This is a genomic window from Sphingomonas yabuuchiae (assembly GCF_014199595.1).
Classification (GTDB): domain Bacteria; phylum Pseudomonadota; class Alphaproteobacteria; order Sphingomonadales; family Sphingomonadaceae; genus Sphingomonas; species Sphingomonas yabuuchiae.
This window is the reverse complement of the sequence record NZ_JACHNX010000002.1, coordinates 364,644-380,664: the sequence shown is the minus strand read 5'-3', so window position 1 is coordinate 380,664 and position 16,021 is coordinate 364,644. Positions and strand designations below refer to the sequence as shown.

Here is a 16,021-nt window from a genome sequence, read left to right as displayed (position 1 = left end):
CGCCGGCAGAAAGCCCTTACCCAATCTCCGTCATCGCCGCCTGCACTACCGCTTCCATCGCGCGGACCTCGTCGTCGGTCAGTTCTGCGAACTGACCCCGCTTCGCCGCCGACAGTTGTCCCCCATTCTGGAGCATCAGGCGGATCAGCAACGCCGCGCGCCGGTCGGGCATGTCGACGATCGTCCGCACCCCTTCCATCGCCTGATCGAACACGGTCAGGAAGCCGAGTTGTTCGTGCAGGTCTGTGCGGACGGTGTCGACCACCCGGTCGTAGAGATATTCGACGAACGGCGTCGCGTCGAAATAGCGGTAGAGCGATGCGGTGTCGTTGCGGACGCTGATCTCCCGCTCGTTGGTCCACGCCCAGTCGATTGCGGCGAATAGCGGTTGCGAGAAGCGCTCCAGCACCGCGTCATAGCTGCGCTGGTCGCGCACGATCGCGGCCGAGACCGGGAAGATCAGATCATCCGGGCTGAAGCCCGTCCGGCTCAGCACATGGTGAACGATGAAGCGGTGGATGCGGCCGTTGCCGTCCTCGAACGGGTGGATGAAGACGAAGGCGAAGGCGGCGACCGCCGCCGCGACGACGGGCTCGACTGCGTCTTCCAGCATTCGCGCGGTCAGTGCCATCCATCCCGCCATCAGCGACGGCACGTCCTCTGGCCGGGGGCAGATGAAGTGCACCTCCTCACGGAAATCGACCGTCGTCTCGCCGACGAAATTCTGGAACGTTCGCCAGCCAGTGGCCGCATAGCGCGGATCGACGATCATGTTCTGCAGGCGAACGATGGCCGCCTCGTCCCCGACGTCGAAGCGCGAGGCCGATCGCAGCGCGGCGACGAACCGTTCGGTGCGGTCCGGGGTCGGCGTTTCGCCCTCGATCGCGAAGGACGAACGGGTTTCCTTGGTGAACAGGTAGCGGACCGCCCGCGCCAGCACCGCCGGATCGTACCGCTCGATGATCGCCCGCGCCTCGGCATCGATATGGACATCGATCTGTGCCGCAAGGCGCGGCGTCCGGCGGACGGTAGGGCACAGCCCAGGTACGCCGAGCAGATTGTCGATCACGCGGTGGCGCGCAGAATTGCGACGGGCGGCGGTGATGTGCTTGGCGGGGTCAAGCACCTCGACATAATTGCCCGCCGTGGCATCGGGCACAGCAAGGACGTCGCCTGTTAGATACTCGTACAGAAACCACGCCCGTCGCGCATAGCTCCCGCTTGGTTCCCGGCGAACCCAGTCCGCTATGGTATCGGCAGAAATGGCCGCGAACGCGGCGGACAGCGTGCCCAGATCCAGCGGCTCATATCGCAACGCGAACCGTAGATTGGCGACGACGTCATCGCCGGTGGCATAGGCGCGCGGATAAAGCTCGACCATGTTCGACCCGTTGGTTTCGGTCCGGCGTGCCCCAGCGATGACATAGCTTTCCACATGGGGCGCGGGGGCGCGGAGCCCGAAATGGGCCCGCAGCCACATGTGGCCGAGCGGTGCTGGACCGTCATGTGCGCCAACCTTCATGTCAAAGCTCTTAATCGCATGGCAAAACGATTGCCAGAACGGGCTACTGTCTCAAATCGCTTATAGCTACCTATAGCACCTGCAATTCTAGCTACTAAGCTCTGGATCAGTTCGCTGGCATCGTGCCTGCGGATGCCGCGATGACCGAGGCACCAGATCTATCTTTGTGTGGAGCGTAAGCGTGTAGTGGAAGCTGATCCGCAGCGTTATGCCGACCACCATTTTCACAAGCTGGGCATGCTGCTCGGCACCCCGCACGCCAGCAACTACTCGATGTTTAGCGGCACTGGCCGGCGATTTATGCGTCCGCTACGAGGTCATTGACAGCCAGCGACCCTCGTCGCCTGCGGTCAAGCCCGAGACCCTGCCCCCCACCATTTTGACAGGGTAAGCCGCGCGTCACCCTCCGCCGCCAAGACCCTGTCAAAACAGTCCCCCGAACCCTCACAATCGCCATTTAGGGGCATGTCAAAACAGGCTTTTTGACATGGCAAAAAAGTTGGGCGCAATACCGTAAACGTGGGGGACCCACGTTTACTGCGAAAATTAGGGGCAGCGAAGTCCCGGTCGCCTGATTCTGCCTTGGTCCGGACCATCGTCATCGCTATGCCGATTGTTCCCTTGTCATGTCGCGGCAGTCTCGCTCTTGCATGACCAGCTACTGTGTAGGCCCGGCGGTGCGGGCGGTGTGGCGCGGTGCCGCGCCAGGTCCTCCACCGCCCTGAGCGGCTCCGGAAGGCGCAGCGGCAAGCGCCGCTGATAGAGCAACAAGAGCGGAAACGACCGCAGCCAGCGAAGCTGTCGGCCGTGATGAAAGGACGGGCAGCCTGATCCGACCCGACCGGGCGGTGATCCTGCTTCCGCGAGTATTAGAATGAATTTGCCTCCCGGCCAAACTGGGTCGGATCCATCGGTTTGGGCGTTGGCCGACCTTGCCGGACGGATCATGCTGACCCATCGTCTGGTGCCCGAACATCTGATGGCGGTGATCGACCTGACCCACGAGCAGGCGGTCGCCCTTATCGCCGAGGGGCGGCTGTCGGTGCAACTCGATTGCGAACAGCAGCAACGGTTGCGGCTGTTCGTCAACATCCTGCACCGTCTCGAATGGCGGCTCAATCATGACAGCGACGCCATCCGCCACGCCCTCGATCTGCCGCTCGCCGTACTGGACAACAAAGCGCCCGCACAGCTGTTTTGCGGATCGATCGACGATCTGCGAGCCGTTCGCCTGTCGATCGACAGCGTCGAAGCACCGAAAGTGAAATGGTACCGCACCGGGCATTGATCGTGGTGCCATCATCCGCCCGATGGCTTCAGGCGTACATGTCGAACGCATGCACCCCCGGATAGGTTGGTGAAGACGACCGGGCCGGCCGGGGATAGGTTTGGAAGGTGCCTGCGGCTGTGCCGTAGAGGCGAAATGATGGTGCGGGGCCGGCGAGCAGCCCGCCGCTCCCGCGCAAAATCAAGGTCTTACATGTACATCGTAAATCGCGAGCGCGAGCTCGCACAGGCGCGCGCCCAGTCTGGCGCGCTGGCCATCGCTGAGCGCGCCGGTTGGCGGATCGACCGATCGGTGCCTATCCTGCCCATGCCTTTCCGCAATTTTCTTCACATCGCCGCCGCCGAGTTGCTGCTGGTGCCGTCGATCGAGCCGTCACGCGGGGATCTCGACACCGTCGAGCGCGGCACCCGCATCGCCCGGTGCGATGCGCTGGTGGTGAAAGCGTCGAGCGCCGAACATCGAACCGTTTATTGTGCGGTCGGCGAGTGGCAGCGCCACGGTACCGTCTGGCATCATGCCCGCCGGCTGTGGCTTTCACGCAGCAACGAGGCGTGGCTGGTGCCCGATCCTGCAGAACCGGACGAGAGCGACGCGGTTTTCCGCCTTTCCCCTGGTCGTCTGCGGCCGATGAGGCCGGCCCGGCTGTCCGCCGCTGACGGAGGCTGCGATCTGAAACCCGGGCTGGAACGTGCCGATGCCTTCCTTGCCGCCGTCTGGGGGGATCGCTGATGAGCAAGCCGCTGCCCTGGATCAGCCCGTCGGATGCCGACGACATGGTGTACGACGATCCGCTCGGCTCGACGCCGGATTTCAGCTACGCCCTGCTGCGCAAGAGTGCGAAGGGAAAGCAGAACAGCGTCGCCGATCTGGCTCGCGCCAAGCTGCAACCTAGCAAGCCTGCTGACCGTGACTGGCTAGCGGATGGACTGTGGCCGATCACCTGCGCATCACACCGCATCTTCACGGCGCCCGGTGTCGCGGTCGAACCCGGCGTGTTGGAAGGCATCTTCCACGACTACGACGCCAAAGCCAAAGCGCATCAGAAATTGCTGGCGGTCGTGCTGACGTACCGCTTCCCGCACAGCTGGCAACCCGCCGACATACTGTCGCTGGTTGGCATGTACGTGGTGGAACACTTGGCACTGAAGCGCCGACTGACCAGCATGACCGTGGTGCATATGCCTGGCGACGAGCTGTCAGCTCGTCGTCCGCACGCCCATGTCGTGTGTCTGTCGCGCGTCCATCGCTCTTCTGGCTGGGGCGAGGTGCATCCTGATCTTGTCGCCAAAACCGCGCAGGCGCGATTCCAGCAGGAATGGGAGACTTTTTACGACGTTTGGTTGCCGCACTTCCGCGACGGCTAAGCATGACGGGCGGGATCCGCAGCGGTCCCGCCCGCCTGCCGGGGGCAAGAGACGAAGGGAGAAGGATGGTCCCCGATCCGGGGATGAAAATGGAGAAGACGACAATGACGACCGACAAGACCGCGATCATCCGCCGCCACGCCGAGGCAGTCGCCCAGATGCTGGTCGGCAGCCGCGCGATGAAGCCCGGCGCGGCGATCCTCGCCGGCGAAATGGGCGGAGCCGAAGGGCGACTGCGTATCGGCGCCATCGCGCACAGCAGCGGCAACGATCTGGTTTACCTGGATTTTGCCGATGGCGAGGCCGGGTATCAGCTGACCGGCATCACGCTTTGCGCGGTACGTGACGGCATCTGCCACCTGCAGACCGATTGCCGCCTGTATCTGAGCCGCAATGGATCACGGGCGATCATTCTGCCGCAGTCCGGCATCCGTAAGGCGTACCGGCTGGCGCCTGGCGAGCTGATCCAGCTGGTCCACCAGCCGGCCGACCGTAACGAGGGCATCGCCCGCGCCGAGGCTCGAATCGCCAAGCTGGTCGCTCGCGGCGCTACCTTTGCCGATGGTGCCGCCGTCCGGACCCGGCCGCTGGCGGCCTAATTCGAACGGGCCCACCATCTATTTTAGCGACTGCGGGATATCTCTTCCCTGATGGATAATCCCGCAGTTTAATTGCTGACAGCCAGGAGGGTTAGGTTGGTGGCAGGCTGCCCGACGTCTTTCGGGGCGGATGGTTCGGTAACCGGCCCGCCGTTCACAAGCGCAAAAGTCGGTTCGCGACCAACTTAAGACCTCAAGCTCATTACGTAAGCGTCAGCTTTTGTCGGAACCTGCCGTTCAGGTTTCGTAAACCGACCGGTCGCTCAATTCTCGGCTGTTAGGCTTATCGAGAGTTCATCCCAGAAGCTGTCGTTCGGTTATGCGGCTTGCAGGCGAGCCATAAATCAAGAGCACGGCCTATTGGCTTGCGGGCAGCGCGCGGCGAAAAGCGGTCGTCTATTCCGCCGCGCGCTCGGCCACTATGCCGTCCCGACGAAAGCAGACCGGCGCAGAATAATCGAAACTTCGCGTTCGATCATTCGCAAGTACCTCCGTTTGTCCGATCACCGACACGGACGAAGAACCACGTCGCGTCTTCCTTCCAGCTACGGGCAAGACCACGATGAACCAAACGATTCGCGGCGCGATTAACGTCCCACACGATTTCATCGATCGCGTCTGCTATGGCTGCAGCGGTGAGAGGCGTAGATACGTCCATTGCCGATAGAATTGATTCTTCGATCGAGGGATCATATCGCGGTTCGCTGTTCCCGACGGTGAAGCGGTCGCACCAGATCAGGAAACCGCGCCACACGATGAAGTGACTTTCGCACCCGCCGTCACGCCAGACGGACGGATACAAGGTTAGGCCTTCGCCACGGGTGTCGATGCGCCATGCTTTGCCAGCGCGGGGATCGATGTTGACCACGAGGGTCTCGCCGCAGCCGTCGGGGCAGGCCATGACCACCGAGCGTGTGCGTCCTCGGACCACCAATACGGCATCGCCAGGCTTGGCCAGTTGAGCTTCCGCCTCGTCACGGTATTCGGCCTCGCCGACAAGGTTTAGCCATCTTGCGGGCGCTCTCATGTCTCGTCTCCTTTCGCAGACGCCTTACGAACGGGCAGTGGCCACGCGGCCCCCTTCGCGCTTGCTCCGGAATCCGAACAGACGATGCATTCAGGGTGGCTAGCCGCAGCCATTTCGCTCACCCGCCCGCGCAGCCCATCATACGTGAGGTGGCGCGGACGTGTCGGCACGGGCGTGACGGCTCCCAGCAGCATGGTGAGCGCCAGCGAGGTGACGGTCGAGTTGATCGAGATGACGGCGGGCTGGGGTTCGCGGACACCCTGCACGTACGGATCGGCGGCGCGCTGCTCTGGCGTCTGGAGCTCGCGAAGGATGGCCTTGCCGTCTAGCGCGCCGGTGCAGGTGAGGCAGGGCAGGCCCGGCGCAATCATCTGAACGCGTCCGGTGACGTGCGTGATGACACTGTCGGCGGCCGTGATGCTGACCCCCATGTCGATCACCGGCACCAGATACTGGTGCGCGGCCTGGTTCACGACGGCCCTGCTGGCGTGCGAATCCGTGCAGAGAAGCACGAAGTCGAAGGTGGGAAGGAGGTCGGCGACATGCGCGTCGACGATGTCTGCTTGGAGCGCACTGACGCGGGCCTCGGGGTTGACGGCCCGGATCATCCTGGCCGCGACATTGACCTTGGGCGTGCCGACATCGCCGGGGCTCGAACCCACCAATCGGTTGAGGTTGGTGATCTCAACGTCGTCCGGGTCGATGACGGTGACGTCCATCGCGCCGAGGTGGGCGAGCTGCTGGCAGGCCAGCGAACCCGTGCCCCCGGCACCGATGACGCCATAGCGAAGGCTTTTCAGACGTCGCTGGCCGGGTTCGCCGAACGCGCGCACCTGTCGGTCCTCGCGCTGAAGTTCTGCGCCGTCCGTCCCGGGAGAATGGAGGGCGAGGCGTTGGCCGACCTCCCACACCTTGATCTCGTCATTCGATCCGAGGCGGCGGGCGCGGCAGCCATTTGCTCCGATGACGAGCGCGACGTGGGGAACGGGGGCGCCCCGTCGTACTAGGTAGGGGGCGAGCTGGGCCTCGCCGTCGTCGTCGGTCGCTGAGAATGTGGGATGCGTTGAGCAGTCGGGGTGGGTGTGGATGAATATCACCGCCATACCGGTGACCCGGCTGCGATTGGCGACTTCGAGGAGATACTCGGCCTTCAGCACCGCGGAGATGCGGTCGCGGCGATCATAGGCGTTGTCCGGCACAGGCGAGGCGTCGGCGACGATCCACGCGTCTGCACCGGGGACGTAGTGGGCATAGGCGATGGCGCAGCTTTCGACGCCGTGGGCGTCTAGAAGCGTTGCGGTGAGCTGGCCGTAGATCGGCGACGGGAATCGAATGCCGCTCATCGTACTTCCTTCATGCGGTTGATCACCACGTTCATCCACGTGGTGAGGGTGTCGCGGTTAGGGTTCCAGGGCGCGGTCAGGTGCCAGGAGAACCAGAGCAACGGCTCGGTGACGCCGGGGATCGGGTTCAGCCCGGTGTTCTGGGGCTGGCCGCCGCCCTGCAGGGTGAGGTCGGCATCGGTCCAGAAGCAGTCGAGAAGCGCGTAGGGATACCCCGACGGAATGATGAAGCGGATGGCGGTCGAGGGTTTCGACCACCCCTCCGGCAGTCGGACGTTCGGCACGGTGACGAGCATCACGTCGCTCGTCACCCGCCGGACGTCCGCACCGCCGAACCGCTCCCGCAGCTGCTCCAGCTGCATGGTGACGGGCCCGGACATCAGCCGAAGTTCGCCTTGGGCACTGACGAGAAGCGGCGCACGCCGTGCTTTGGATCGAGGCTGATGCTCTCGTCGTCGCCGATCGTGCGGTCGGGTTCGTCACCGTGCCCTTCCAGCGCGAGGTCGTGGGTCTCGTCCCAGCCGGGCACCATCGCCTTGATCTGCGCACCGGTGAGCTTCTTCTTCTCGGTTTCGTAGCGCTGGCCGTTGACGAAGAAGAAGTACGAGGTCTTGGCCTTGGCCGTGATGAACCTTTCCACGCCCTCCGCGGTGAGATCGACCTGGGTGCCCACCTCGATCAGCTTGTCGGTGCCGCCGCGGACTTCGAGGAAGACCGCCTTGTCGTCGCCGATTCGGGCGAGCGAGCGCAGGACGGTCTCGGGGATGCTTGGCTGGCCCCAGACGATGCGGCTGTCATCGAGCTTGAGGCGGTAGAGCGGGTCCGTGCTGAACGCGATGAACCGGTGAGCGAGGCGATCGCGCAGATCGACCTCCTCATCGGCGCGGACGTCCTCGAAGTCGCTTTCTTGGGTGATGACGAACAGCGAGTGCCCATCGATATCCTTGATCCCTGCAGCCTTCAGGATTTGGCGGCCGAGAGGGACGGGATCGTCGAGGATGATGGGGCTGTAGTCGACCCGGTCGAGGGCGAAGGAGACGCGGTAGCGGCCGGGGCGCAGCGGGCGATCCTGCTGCACGGCGAGTTCGACATCGTCGATGTCGTGGCTCTCGGTGATGGACATTGTGTATTGTGTTCCCGTGGACCGAGGCGTGATTGCGTCGGTCTCACAGGGTCAATCCCGGCAGCGCGGCCTGACCGGTAATTCCGGTCAGGTATTTTTTTGCAGGCTGCCGTCCACGATCGGGCCGCAGGTGAAGAAGGCCGGGCAGAAGGGGCATGTGCGGTCGGAGCGGTCGGCCTCGAACCGGCCTTCGCCGATGGCGGTGAAGGCCTTCGAGAGCTTTTCCGTCTGCTTGCCCAATCCCTTGTGATCGAACGTGACCCGGGTGGTGGGATCGTCGTCACCGAGATGGATGATCTCGGCGGTGCAGCCCGGAAGGGATGCGGCGGCTGCGATCTGGAAGGCGGCGTCCGCCACATCCTCCCCGGTCTTCGAGGACCGATGCCCGGTTCTCACCATCCTGGCGATGCACTGACCGGAGGAGTTGGTTATGAGATCGTCGGGGATCGCGATGAGGGTGTCGTCCCCGATGCGCGTCTCCAGTGTTACGGGGGCCGCCAAGGTGCCTCCGGCGCGCAGGTCGACGAAACGCTGAACGAGCAAGCCAGCGATCTCGCGGTGGATGGCGTATTCGTGGCCAGAGAGCGGCCCTTCCGACCAAAGCCGATCCAGCAGGGTGACGGCTTCGGATGCGGATTCGGCGGTGGGCTGCCGTCCGGCCATGTCCTCGATCACGGAGCGCACGATGTCGTGCATGCTGGTGATGGTCGTGGATGTCCGCTTTCCTCCCACGCCCAGAACATGGGTGTAGAGGTAGCGCCGCCGACAGCGTGAATAGAGGTGGAGCTGGGAGGTAGTGATCCGGATCGGCGGGCCGATGCGGACGGGCAGCGGCTTGTCTTCGGGATCGGCGGTTCGTTCGGTGCGGGGCGTCGCGGCACGCGTGGCGCTCACGCCGAGACGTGCGATGAAGGGCGACGGGTCGCGTCTGCGGGGCGACCCCGTCCCGGATGACGCGGTGCGTGTCGCCGAATAGAGGAGCAAGCTGTCCCTCGCCCGTGAGGCGGCGACGTAGAACAGGCATTCCTGCTCCAGGTCGTGGTCGATCGCGGCGAGCGTCATGGTGCTGCTCTCGTTCCCTTCGCCCCCGGTGATCATGCCGTCTGGAACGGGACAGGTAGGTCGGCGGGTGGCGGACGATGTGGGCAGGCTGTTCTTGTTGAGCCCCATGACGTGCACCACGGGGAACTCAAGTCCCTTGCTGCCGTGGATGGTCATCAGGCGGACGGCGTCGATGCCCTGTGCCGCCTGGGGCAACTGCCTAAGGTCGCGCTCGTCGGCGAGCTGCACGAGAAGGCGGATGCCATCGAGCATGCGCTGGACCGGCAGGCCGGGACCTGCGCGTTCCGCGCGGAGGAAGCCCATGAACTGCCAGATCGCCACCCCCATCGCTCGGCTGGCGACATCGTCCGCGGTGGCGATCGAGGCGGCAGTGCGCGTGCGGTCGAGGAGAATGCGCGCCAGAACAGGCCACGGACGCGACGAGATCCCGAAGCCATCGAGCATGGCGATCATAGCCCGAAACGATGTGGCATCCGTGGGCGATAGCTCGGGCGGCGCCCACGTCCTCTGGGTCCAGGCGAGCGGTTCCGCATCGGTCTTGCCAAGGTGCTGGACGACAGCCGTGGCGCCGGAGAGGGTCATCCCGGTCGCCAGCCCGGGGAGCGTCGGCTTGCGGACCAGCCCCATCGCGCGGCGGTCGACCAGCAGCGAAAGCAGGGAGAGCAGGTCTTTTATCTCGGGCCGCTCGAACAGGTTGCCGAGGTAGAGCACCGGGATGCCGCGCCGTTCGAGCTCGCGTCCCATGCGGGTCAGCCGGTCGTTGCCCGAGCAGAGTACGGCATGGTCCCGGAACGCGGTGTTCGCCGACCGGCGCTCGATCTCGTCCGCCAGCGCGTCCGCCTCGTCGTCGTTGTCGCCGAACGTCACGTGCTCTGGGCTGTGTCCGCCTGCGGGACGGTCGGCGCCGAGAGATGCATCGTTCGATCCGGCGCGCATGCCCTGCCCGAAGGCCGAGAAGGCATCGACGATTTCCGGCGTCGACCGGTAGTTAAGCCGGAGCCTGCCGCCGGTGGCGCCCGGGAAGTCGTCGGTCGCGAACAGCGACATGTTGTAGGACGACGCGCCGCGGAACCTGTAGATCGCCTGCCGGGCGTCACCGACGGTCCAGAGGTTCCTGCCCCCGTCGGTCAGTCGCTGAAGGAGCCTGACGCTGCTGCGGTTCACGTCCTGGTATTCGTCGACGAGGACATGGGTGTACTTGCCGCGAAGCACCGCCACGGCCTCGGGATCGGTGTCGAGCAGCTTGACGGGGAGCGACACCAGGTCGCCGAAGTCGACCGCGCCGGCCGCCTGCTTCAGCTCCTCGTACCGGCGGTACACTAGGCCGACCTCGATGCACCGCTGCGCCGCCGTGCGCGCGTCGGGATCCACGGCGCGGTCGAGCATCGCTTGGGCGAGTTCGGTAAAGCGCTCGTGCTCGGCGACCTCGTCCTTGGCCCGCGAGATCGCGCCGAGCATCTCCCTCAGGGGCTTGGCCGGATTCATGATCTCGCGATGGTGCGTCAGTGAGAGTGCGAGGTATTCCCTCTCCATGATCGCGATCGCCTCGCTGCGATCCATCATGCGGGGTTCGGCGGCGAAGCCCAGCTGCTTGTGGTAGCGGCGGACGATGTCGAGGCCGAAGGCGTGAAAGGTGCCTATCCACATCGCCGACGCCGCCTCAGGATGGATGGCGGCGATCCGCTCGGAAAGCTCGCCCGCGGCCTTGTTCGAGAAGGTGAGCACCAGGATGCCCGTTGGATCTACGCCTTCCTCGACAAGCCCGGCGACCCGGCCGACCAGCGTCTGGGTCTTGCCGGTGCCGGGGCCGGCTTCGAGGAGATAGGGCGCGCCGCGATGCCGCGCCGCATCGGCCTGCTCCGGATTCAGGGGCTTCGGCGGCTTCTTGGCCGAGTCCGGAGCGGGAGGCTGGATCTCGGGCAGCAGCAAGGCGTCGAGCAACTGCATGGCGACGACCTCGAACGGCGCGCCTAGCCTATCGGCGATCTCCGTCGCGGTCATCCCGTCGAGGTGGCAGGATTTGGCGCGGACGCGCGGGAGGATGAGCTCGCGTCCGAAGAGGTCCATTTGGATCTCGCGTCGCTGCCGGCGGCTGTAGTCGACGACACGATCCTCGCCGACGGGCGCGGCCTCGGACGACCGCGTCGGATCCACGTCCTTTGCGACGTGCTCGATGCGGTCATCGCCCTGGGTTGCGTGTCCAAGTTCGTGTCCTATGAGGAACGCCTTGTCGAAGTCCGAGCCTGCGTCCTCGTAGCGGATCGCCCGGCCCTTCGGATCGAACTGCGCCCGCCCGCCAGCCAGGATCTCGCTGCCCGGCTCGACGGCCTCGTTGTCGAGGCCGCACATCGAGGCGACCGCATTGACGATTGCCATCGGCGACCATGGGTCGGCACCCTCGGACACGGCTCGGGCATGGAGCGCGGCGGCCTGCTGACGTGCGAGTTCGACCGCGTCCACCGATTCAGTCCCGGTCTTCCAGGAGCTCGCGACGCTTGTCGTCCTTCACCCGGCACTGGACGAGCAGCGCCTCGAAGGTGATCTTGGCGGCGGCTGCAGCGGGGGCTTCATCCGACTTGTAGCTCAGACCTGTCGCCAGTCGGGGCTCGGCGGTCATGAACGCCCGCAGATCGCCGACGCTGGTCCTGACGCCTCTCGCGACGGCATCGACGATCCACGCCGGCACCGTCGCGATGTCCACCAACCTCGTGCTGAACCCTTGGATGACGCCACTGGGCACGCCCAGTGTCCGACGAAGCGCGACGAGATCCTCGCTCGATGCAGTCTCGAAAGGATCGACGACGGCTGCACCGGCATTGGTGGACATTGTTGCCTGGAACGCCGCCCAGGATTCCTCGACCCAGACCTCGTCGACGGGTGTGCTGGCGCCTTCGCCCGCCCGCCGGAGCCGCATGTCGAGCGACAGGTCGATCAGATCGTCGGCCAGATGCGGATGGGATTTCAGGTAACGTTCGAGGGTCGCGCGGTCGTGCTCCGGCTCCACCGCGAACGCCAGCAGGACGTCTTCGTCGTCCAAATGGTTGCGTTCACTCATCGCCTGTTCCGATCCCGAGCGCTTTGCGTATCGAGGCGTATGCGGCATCACGCCGGTTACGGACGGTCTTCTCGGAGGAAACCCCGATCACCTTGCGGATGGTCATCAAACTCTCGTCTGAAGAGTCGATCGGCATTTCCTGGAGGGTCATCTCAATCACTCTGCGTTGCTTGTCTGGTAAGGTCTGTATCGCCGCGATCACGCGGGACCGGTAAATCGGATCGTCGGAAAGCAGTTCCTGCTTCAGGTCTAGACTTCCCACGGCCCGCTCCACGGCGAGCGACGGCTCGCTGCTGTCGTCGTCCGCCTCGATGCGTTCGCTCCGGGCCGCCGAGCGCGTGGCGCGCCTCATGGCTGTCTTCCGGAGCGCGGCTATGGCATCGGCGAACATGACCTCGAAGTAGTCGAGACCGGCACCCGCCTCCGCACGATCAACGCTCAACTTCTCGTTGAAGAGGTCGCGGACGCGATCCCGGGCGTCGGCGGCGTGCACGTTCTCGGCGGTGTCCGCGCGCTCCCCTTCGACCCGCGGCAGCACGGCCGTGATCCTTCGCATCAGTTCGCGATAGAGCTCGCCGAAGTAATATTGGTTGTTGTCGGTTCGGGTAGCGCGCATCAGATGCACAATGCACTCCGATTGCACATAGAGCGCGGACCGTGCATCGCGGATTTTCAGGGCGGCGATGACATCGGATCGCCGCAGCCCCACGAGCCGCTCGAGCGCATCTTCGACATCGTCCCGGCGCGTGTAAGTCGTCCCATCCGGCTTCTGCTTCGTCAATGGCGGTACAGTGATTCCCAATGCGGATTCCTCAAGCGGCATGCCGTTGCGGTAATGCTAAAGCGCTCATCTTTGTCCGTCGATAGAAAGTATAGTCCGATCGCAAATTGTTCGTGCTTTACTCCTTTGCGGTTTTAGGATGATGCGCTCAGTTGACCAAGCGCCCACGTCGCCTGCAGAATGAAGGGGCCTGCCCGACCTTCGGTTGGTCGAGCCCGCAAGTCGGAATCCGAAAGCTTGCGCCGTGGCGAAGTGGGCTGGCGGAAATCACGTTGGCGCTTTGCGCCGCCGTGATGGCATTGCCTTTGGCGTCGGCCGGACTGAGATAGTCGATGGAGTAGGAATGGCGATGCCTGACGTGATTGATTTCGAGGAGGCCCTGAACCGCACGGACGGCGAAGATCGGGCGCTGCTCATCGGCAACGGCTTTTCTGCCGAGTACTTCAGCTACAGCAACCTGCTGGACAAGTCGGGGCTCGTCGCCGGTTCGCCGATCCGTACCCTGTTCGACGCACTGCGCACGGTCGACTTCGAAGCGGTCGTTCGAGCCCTCGAAGGCGCCGTCCTGGTGGAGCGCGCATACGGACACGCTGCCCACGCCGATGAGATCGAGGCGGATGCGCAGAAGGTGCGGGAGGCGCTCGTTCAGGCCGTGAACTCGACGCATCCCGCGCATCGCGAGGATCTTGGCCTCAAATACGCCAGCAGCTCCGCCTTCCTGTCGAACTTCCAGACGGTCTTCTCGCTAAACTACGATCTGCTTCTCTATTGGGTAAACTTGGAGAAATCGGTTTTGAAGGACGGCTTCGGCTTGGGGAAAACTAATGGCGCGTTCCACGGGCCGTTCCGGGAGGACGGCACTGTCACATCTACAATCTGCACGGCGGGCTGCACTTGTTCGAGGACTCCATCGGCGAAATCCACAAGGCGGTCCATGGCGGATCAGGAGTTATAGCGACGATCACTGGCGCCATCGCCACCGGACGACGCTTCCCGGTCTATGTAACGGAAGGTTCAAGCATGCAGAAGATGCGTAAGATCAACTCCGTGCCGTATCTGCGTTACTGCTACGACATGCTCATCGACAACCCGGCTACCATGTTCGTGTATGGACATAGTGCCGATGAGAATGACGCGCATATCTATCGTGCCATTTTCAGTTCTTCGGTCGAGCACCTCTACTTTGGGATCTACAAGCCTGATGACGCGAAGCTGAAGGCGATGGACGGACTCCTTGCCAAGCATCAGCGGACGGTGGGTTCGGAAGCGAAATACACGTTCTTTGACAGCGAGAGCGCCAAGGTTTGGGCTTAGATGCAGATCACCTAAGTTACCGTGTGCGGAGTAGTGGGTTCACAAACGTTGGGTCGTATCCTCAAGGCTGTGGAAGTCAGCCGAATCGACTTGCGCAGCCGGCCCAACCCTCGGTCGCTTTGTGGTCCCGTTCGGGTAGAAGCCCAATGTCCGCTCCTGACAAGGCCTGCCGTGCCACGAACCGCGGGGAATGGCAGGAATGTCCCAGTCCCGGTCGTTCACGAAGGCTCGCTGAGCTCATCGGAGCATTCGATCCACCAGACATGAATTAGTAGCAAGTTTCAAGCCGTCATAGGGCGGCGCCAAGAGACCGGGATGGGGTCATAAGTGGTGCTGCCGATATCTACCCGTCAATCATTCCTTCCAAATTGATGGCGGATTTACGCGATACCGCCATCAATGCGTTGGCAACTGCGCTACTGAGCGACCACACCCTTCGGGTCATCAAAGGGTAAGGCCATCTGGCCATCAATGCCGACAGCACCTTCAATTGGCAGCGTTCCGCCATCACCTCCGCGAACGACGCTGGTGTCGTCAGAGCCATGCGGAGCCGGTTTGCCTCGCCGCGGTTGCATGTCGCTGCTGAGGACCGCGGGCACCTTCTCGGAGAGTTGCAGGGTTCCTTCTGCAACGCCCGGGTGCGCCCTATCGTCAGGCGAGGCTGACGCTGGGACGCCAACATCGCGAGCCACGACCTCGCGCATCCCATTGCCGGTTGGCACGGTTTCGACGCGACAGAGATCCGCCTTCAGGGGACCGACCAGAGGTGGCAGGCCAAGGAGGAACGGTTCGGCAACCTCCCGCCCGGCGTCGGGTGTGGCCGACTGAAGAGAAAGGCAGTCCGGATCCCGCAAGACCGGACCGGTGACGGCGTTTTCCGCGCCGTTGCCAAGCGAAGCTTCAATCCGACGGCGGCGAGCAACAGCGATCGGACCGTTGGAAGATAGGTAACGCTTGACCGTAGAAAGGCTGATGCCGAAGTGTTTCGCAGTATCCAGCAGGCTAGCGTCGTTTTCCTTGCGCCACGCGCGTACCTCGTCGGGGTCGCGTGCCGGTGGACGCCCGAGGCTTTTGGCTCCGTTCTGCGTCATTCCGTCGGTATCCAGCAGTTTGCGTGCCAGTTCGCGCCCTGCCGTGGTTCGCTCCCGAATGACGGCACGTTCCATTCCGGCGATCTGCGCAAGGACGGCGACGATCAGATCGCCGACGTTTCCTGAGATGACGCCCAAACCTCTGACGTCGAGCGCCACTCCCTTCTCGCGCAACAGGCGCACCGTCTGCTGGATGTCGATGGCGTCGCGACCGAGGCGGTCAATGGCGTAGACATACAGCGTGTCCGCCTCCCGGACATACGCCATCATTTCGGCGAAGCCGTTCCGATCCCGGGCGAGCACGTGACCGCCAACTCCCTCGTCTTTGAATTCCTTGTCGAACGGACCGGCCATCGCGCTGCGCTGAGCTTCGATCGACTGCGTGCTTGTCGAAACACGGTAATATGCAATTCTCGCCACTCTTTTCCTCCAGGGTCAAATCCTACCCTGAT

Annotated in this window: 15 protein-coding genes; 6 read left to right on the top strand and 9 right to left on the bottom strand. The window is 63.8% G+C overall.

What is annotated here, in order from left to right:
* Positions 1–16: 16 nt before the first annotated feature.
* Positions 17–1,480: a Fic family protein gene (locus GGQ89_RS04965; protein WP_244955758.1), complete on the bottom strand. Its 1,464-nt coding sequence runs from the start codon at positions 1,478–1,480 to the stop codon at positions 17–19.
* Between the two features lie 988 nt (positions 1,481–2,468).
* Here GGQ89_RS04965 and GGQ89_RS04960 point away from each other — a divergent pair.
* The 4 genes from GGQ89_RS04960 (at position 2,469) to GGQ89_RS04945 (ending at position 4,773) form a co-directional block, all read left to right on the top strand.
* Positions 2,469–2,810 carry a hypothetical protein gene (locus GGQ89_RS04960; RefSeq protein ID WP_184104531.1) on the top strand — a complete coding sequence of 114 codons (342 nt, stop codon included), beginning with the start codon at positions 2,469–2,471 and terminating at the stop codon, positions 2,808–2,810.
* A 192-nt stretch (positions 2,811–3,002) separates the two neighbouring features.
* On the top strand, positions 3,003–3,539 hold the full coding sequence (locus GGQ89_RS04955; RefSeq protein WP_184104528.1) for a hypothetical protein: 537 nt from the start codon (positions 3,003–3,005) through the stop codon (positions 3,537–3,539).
* Positions 3,539–4,174 carry a hypothetical protein gene (locus tag GGQ89_RS04950; protein WP_184104526.1) on the top strand — a complete coding sequence of 212 codons (636 nt, stop codon included), beginning with the start codon at positions 3,539–3,541 and terminating at the stop codon, positions 4,172–4,174. Before GGQ89_RS04955 ends, GGQ89_RS04950 begins: the two co-directional genes overlap by 1 nt.
* Positions 4,175–4,278: 104 nt before the next feature.
* Entirely contained in the window at positions 4,279–4,773 is a 495-nt protein-coding gene (locus tag GGQ89_RS04945) for a hypothetical protein (protein WP_184104525.1), read from the top strand.
* A gap of 475 nt (positions 4,774–5,248) precedes the next feature.
* Here GGQ89_RS04945 and GGQ89_RS04940 read toward each other — a convergent pair whose 3' ends face one another.
* The 7 genes from GGQ89_RS04940 to GGQ89_RS04910 form a co-directional block, all read right to left on the bottom strand.
* On the bottom strand, positions 5,249–5,800 hold the full coding sequence (locus GGQ89_RS04940; RefSeq protein WP_184104523.1) for a ubiquitination-like system serine protease family protein: 552 nt from the start codon (positions 5,798–5,800) through the stop codon (positions 5,249–5,251).
* A complete protein-coding gene (locus tag GGQ89_RS04935; protein WP_184104521.1) occupies positions 5,797–7,143 on the bottom strand; it encodes a ThiF family adenylyltransferase in 1,347 nt (448 codons plus the stop codon). The genes GGQ89_RS04940 and GGQ89_RS04935 overlap by 4 nt, the downstream gene beginning before the upstream one ends.
* Entirely contained in the window at positions 7,140–7,523 is a 384-nt protein-coding gene (locus GGQ89_RS04930; protein WP_184104519.1) for an E2/UBC family protein, read from the bottom strand. The genes GGQ89_RS04935 and GGQ89_RS04930 overlap by 4 nt, the downstream gene beginning before the upstream one ends.
* Positions 7,523–8,266 carry a multiubiquitin domain-containing protein gene (locus GGQ89_RS04925; RefSeq protein WP_184104517.1) on the bottom strand — a complete coding sequence of 248 codons (744 nt, stop codon included), beginning with the start codon at positions 8,264–8,266 and terminating at the stop codon, positions 7,523–7,525. The genes GGQ89_RS04930 and GGQ89_RS04925 overlap by 1 nt, the downstream gene beginning before the upstream one ends.
* Positions 8,267–8,353: 87 nt before the next feature.
* Complete coding sequence (locus tag GGQ89_RS04920) at positions 8,354–11,788, bottom strand: UvrD-helicase domain-containing protein (RefSeq protein WP_184104515.1); 3,435 nt, start codon at positions 11,786–11,788, stop codon at positions 8,354–8,356.
* Between the two features lie 4 nt (positions 11,789–11,792).
* Positions 11,793–12,383, bottom strand: coding sequence for a hypothetical protein (locus GGQ89_RS04915; RefSeq protein WP_184104513.1), 591 nt, complete (start codon positions 12,381–12,383; stop codon positions 11,793–11,795).
* The gene (locus tag GGQ89_RS04910; RefSeq protein WP_184104511.1) at positions 12,376–13,206 is read right to left on the bottom strand and encodes a DNA-binding response regulator; all 831 of its coding nucleotides are present in this window, start codon (positions 13,204–13,206) and stop codon (positions 12,376–12,378) included. The genes GGQ89_RS04915 and GGQ89_RS04910 overlap by 8 nt, the downstream gene beginning before the upstream one ends.
* Positions 13,207–13,507: 301 nt before the next feature.
* On the opposite strand from GGQ89_RS04910, the gene GGQ89_RS20240 reads away from it, so the two are divergent.
* Positions 13,508–14,119: a DUF4917 family protein gene (locus GGQ89_RS20240; protein WP_184104509.1), complete on the top strand. Its 612-nt coding sequence runs from the start codon at positions 13,508–13,510 to the stop codon at positions 14,117–14,119.
* Positions 14,059–14,478, top strand: a complete 420-nt coding sequence (locus tag GGQ89_RS20235; RefSeq protein ID WP_184104507.1) for a DUF4917 family protein — start codon at positions 14,059–14,061, stop codon at positions 14,476–14,478. Before GGQ89_RS20240 ends, GGQ89_RS20235 begins: the two co-directional genes overlap by 61 nt.
* A gap of 416 nt (positions 14,479–14,894) precedes the next feature.
* Here the strand turns inward: GGQ89_RS20235 and GGQ89_RS04895 are convergent, their stop codons facing one another.
* Positions 14,895–15,989, bottom strand: a complete 1,095-nt coding sequence (locus GGQ89_RS04895; RefSeq protein ID WP_184104505.1) for a recombinase family protein — start codon at positions 15,987–15,989, stop codon at positions 14,895–14,897.
* Between the last annotated feature and the right edge of the window lie 32 nt (positions 15,990–16,021).

Bases quoted from the DNA above. Each gene is read 5' to 3' on its own strand.
- GGQ89_RS04965 (WP_244955758.1), bottom strand. From the start codon at position 1,480: ATGTGGCTGCGGGCCCATTTCGGGCTCCGCGCCCCCGCGCCCCATGTG.
- GGQ89_RS04950 (WP_184104526.1), top strand. From the start codon at position 3,539: ATGAGCAAGCCGCTGCCCTGGATCAGCCCGTCGGATGCCGACGACATG.
- GGQ89_RS04910 (WP_184104511.1), bottom strand. From the start codon at position 13,206: ATGCCGCTTGAGGAATCCGCATTGGGAATCACTGTACCGCCATTGACG.
- GGQ89_RS04925 (WP_184104517.1), bottom strand. From the start codon at position 8,266: ATGTCCATCACCGAGAGCCACGACATCGACGATGTCGAACTCGCCGTG.
- GGQ89_RS04935 (WP_184104521.1), bottom strand. From the start codon at position 7,143: ATGAGCGGCATTCGATTCCCGTCGCCGATCTACGGCCAGCTCACCGCA.
- GGQ89_RS04945 (WP_184104525.1), top strand. From the start codon at position 4,279: ATGACGACCGACAAGACCGCGATCATCCGCCGCCACGCCGAGGCAGTC.
- GGQ89_RS04955 (WP_184104528.1), top strand. From the start codon at position 3,003: ATGTACATCGTAAATCGCGAGCGCGAGCTCGCACAGGCGCGCGCCCAG.
- GGQ89_RS04915 (WP_184104513.1), bottom strand. From the start codon at position 12,383: ATGAGTGAACGCAACCATTTGGACGACGAAGACGTCCTGCTGGCGTTC.
- GGQ89_RS04940 (WP_184104523.1), bottom strand. From the start codon at position 5,800: ATGAGAGCGCCCGCAAGATGGCTAAACCTTGTCGGCGAGGCCGAATAC.
- GGQ89_RS20240 (WP_184104509.1), top strand. From the start codon at position 13,508: ATGGCGATGCCTGACGTGATTGATTTCGAGGAGGCCCTGAACCGCACG.
- GGQ89_RS04960 (WP_184104531.1), top strand. From the start codon at position 2,469: ATGCTGACCCATCGTCTGGTGCCCGAACATCTGATGGCGGTGATCGAC.
- GGQ89_RS04930 (WP_184104519.1), bottom strand. From the start codon at position 7,523: ATGTCCGGGCCCGTCACCATGCAGCTGGAGCAGCTGCGGGAGCGGTTC.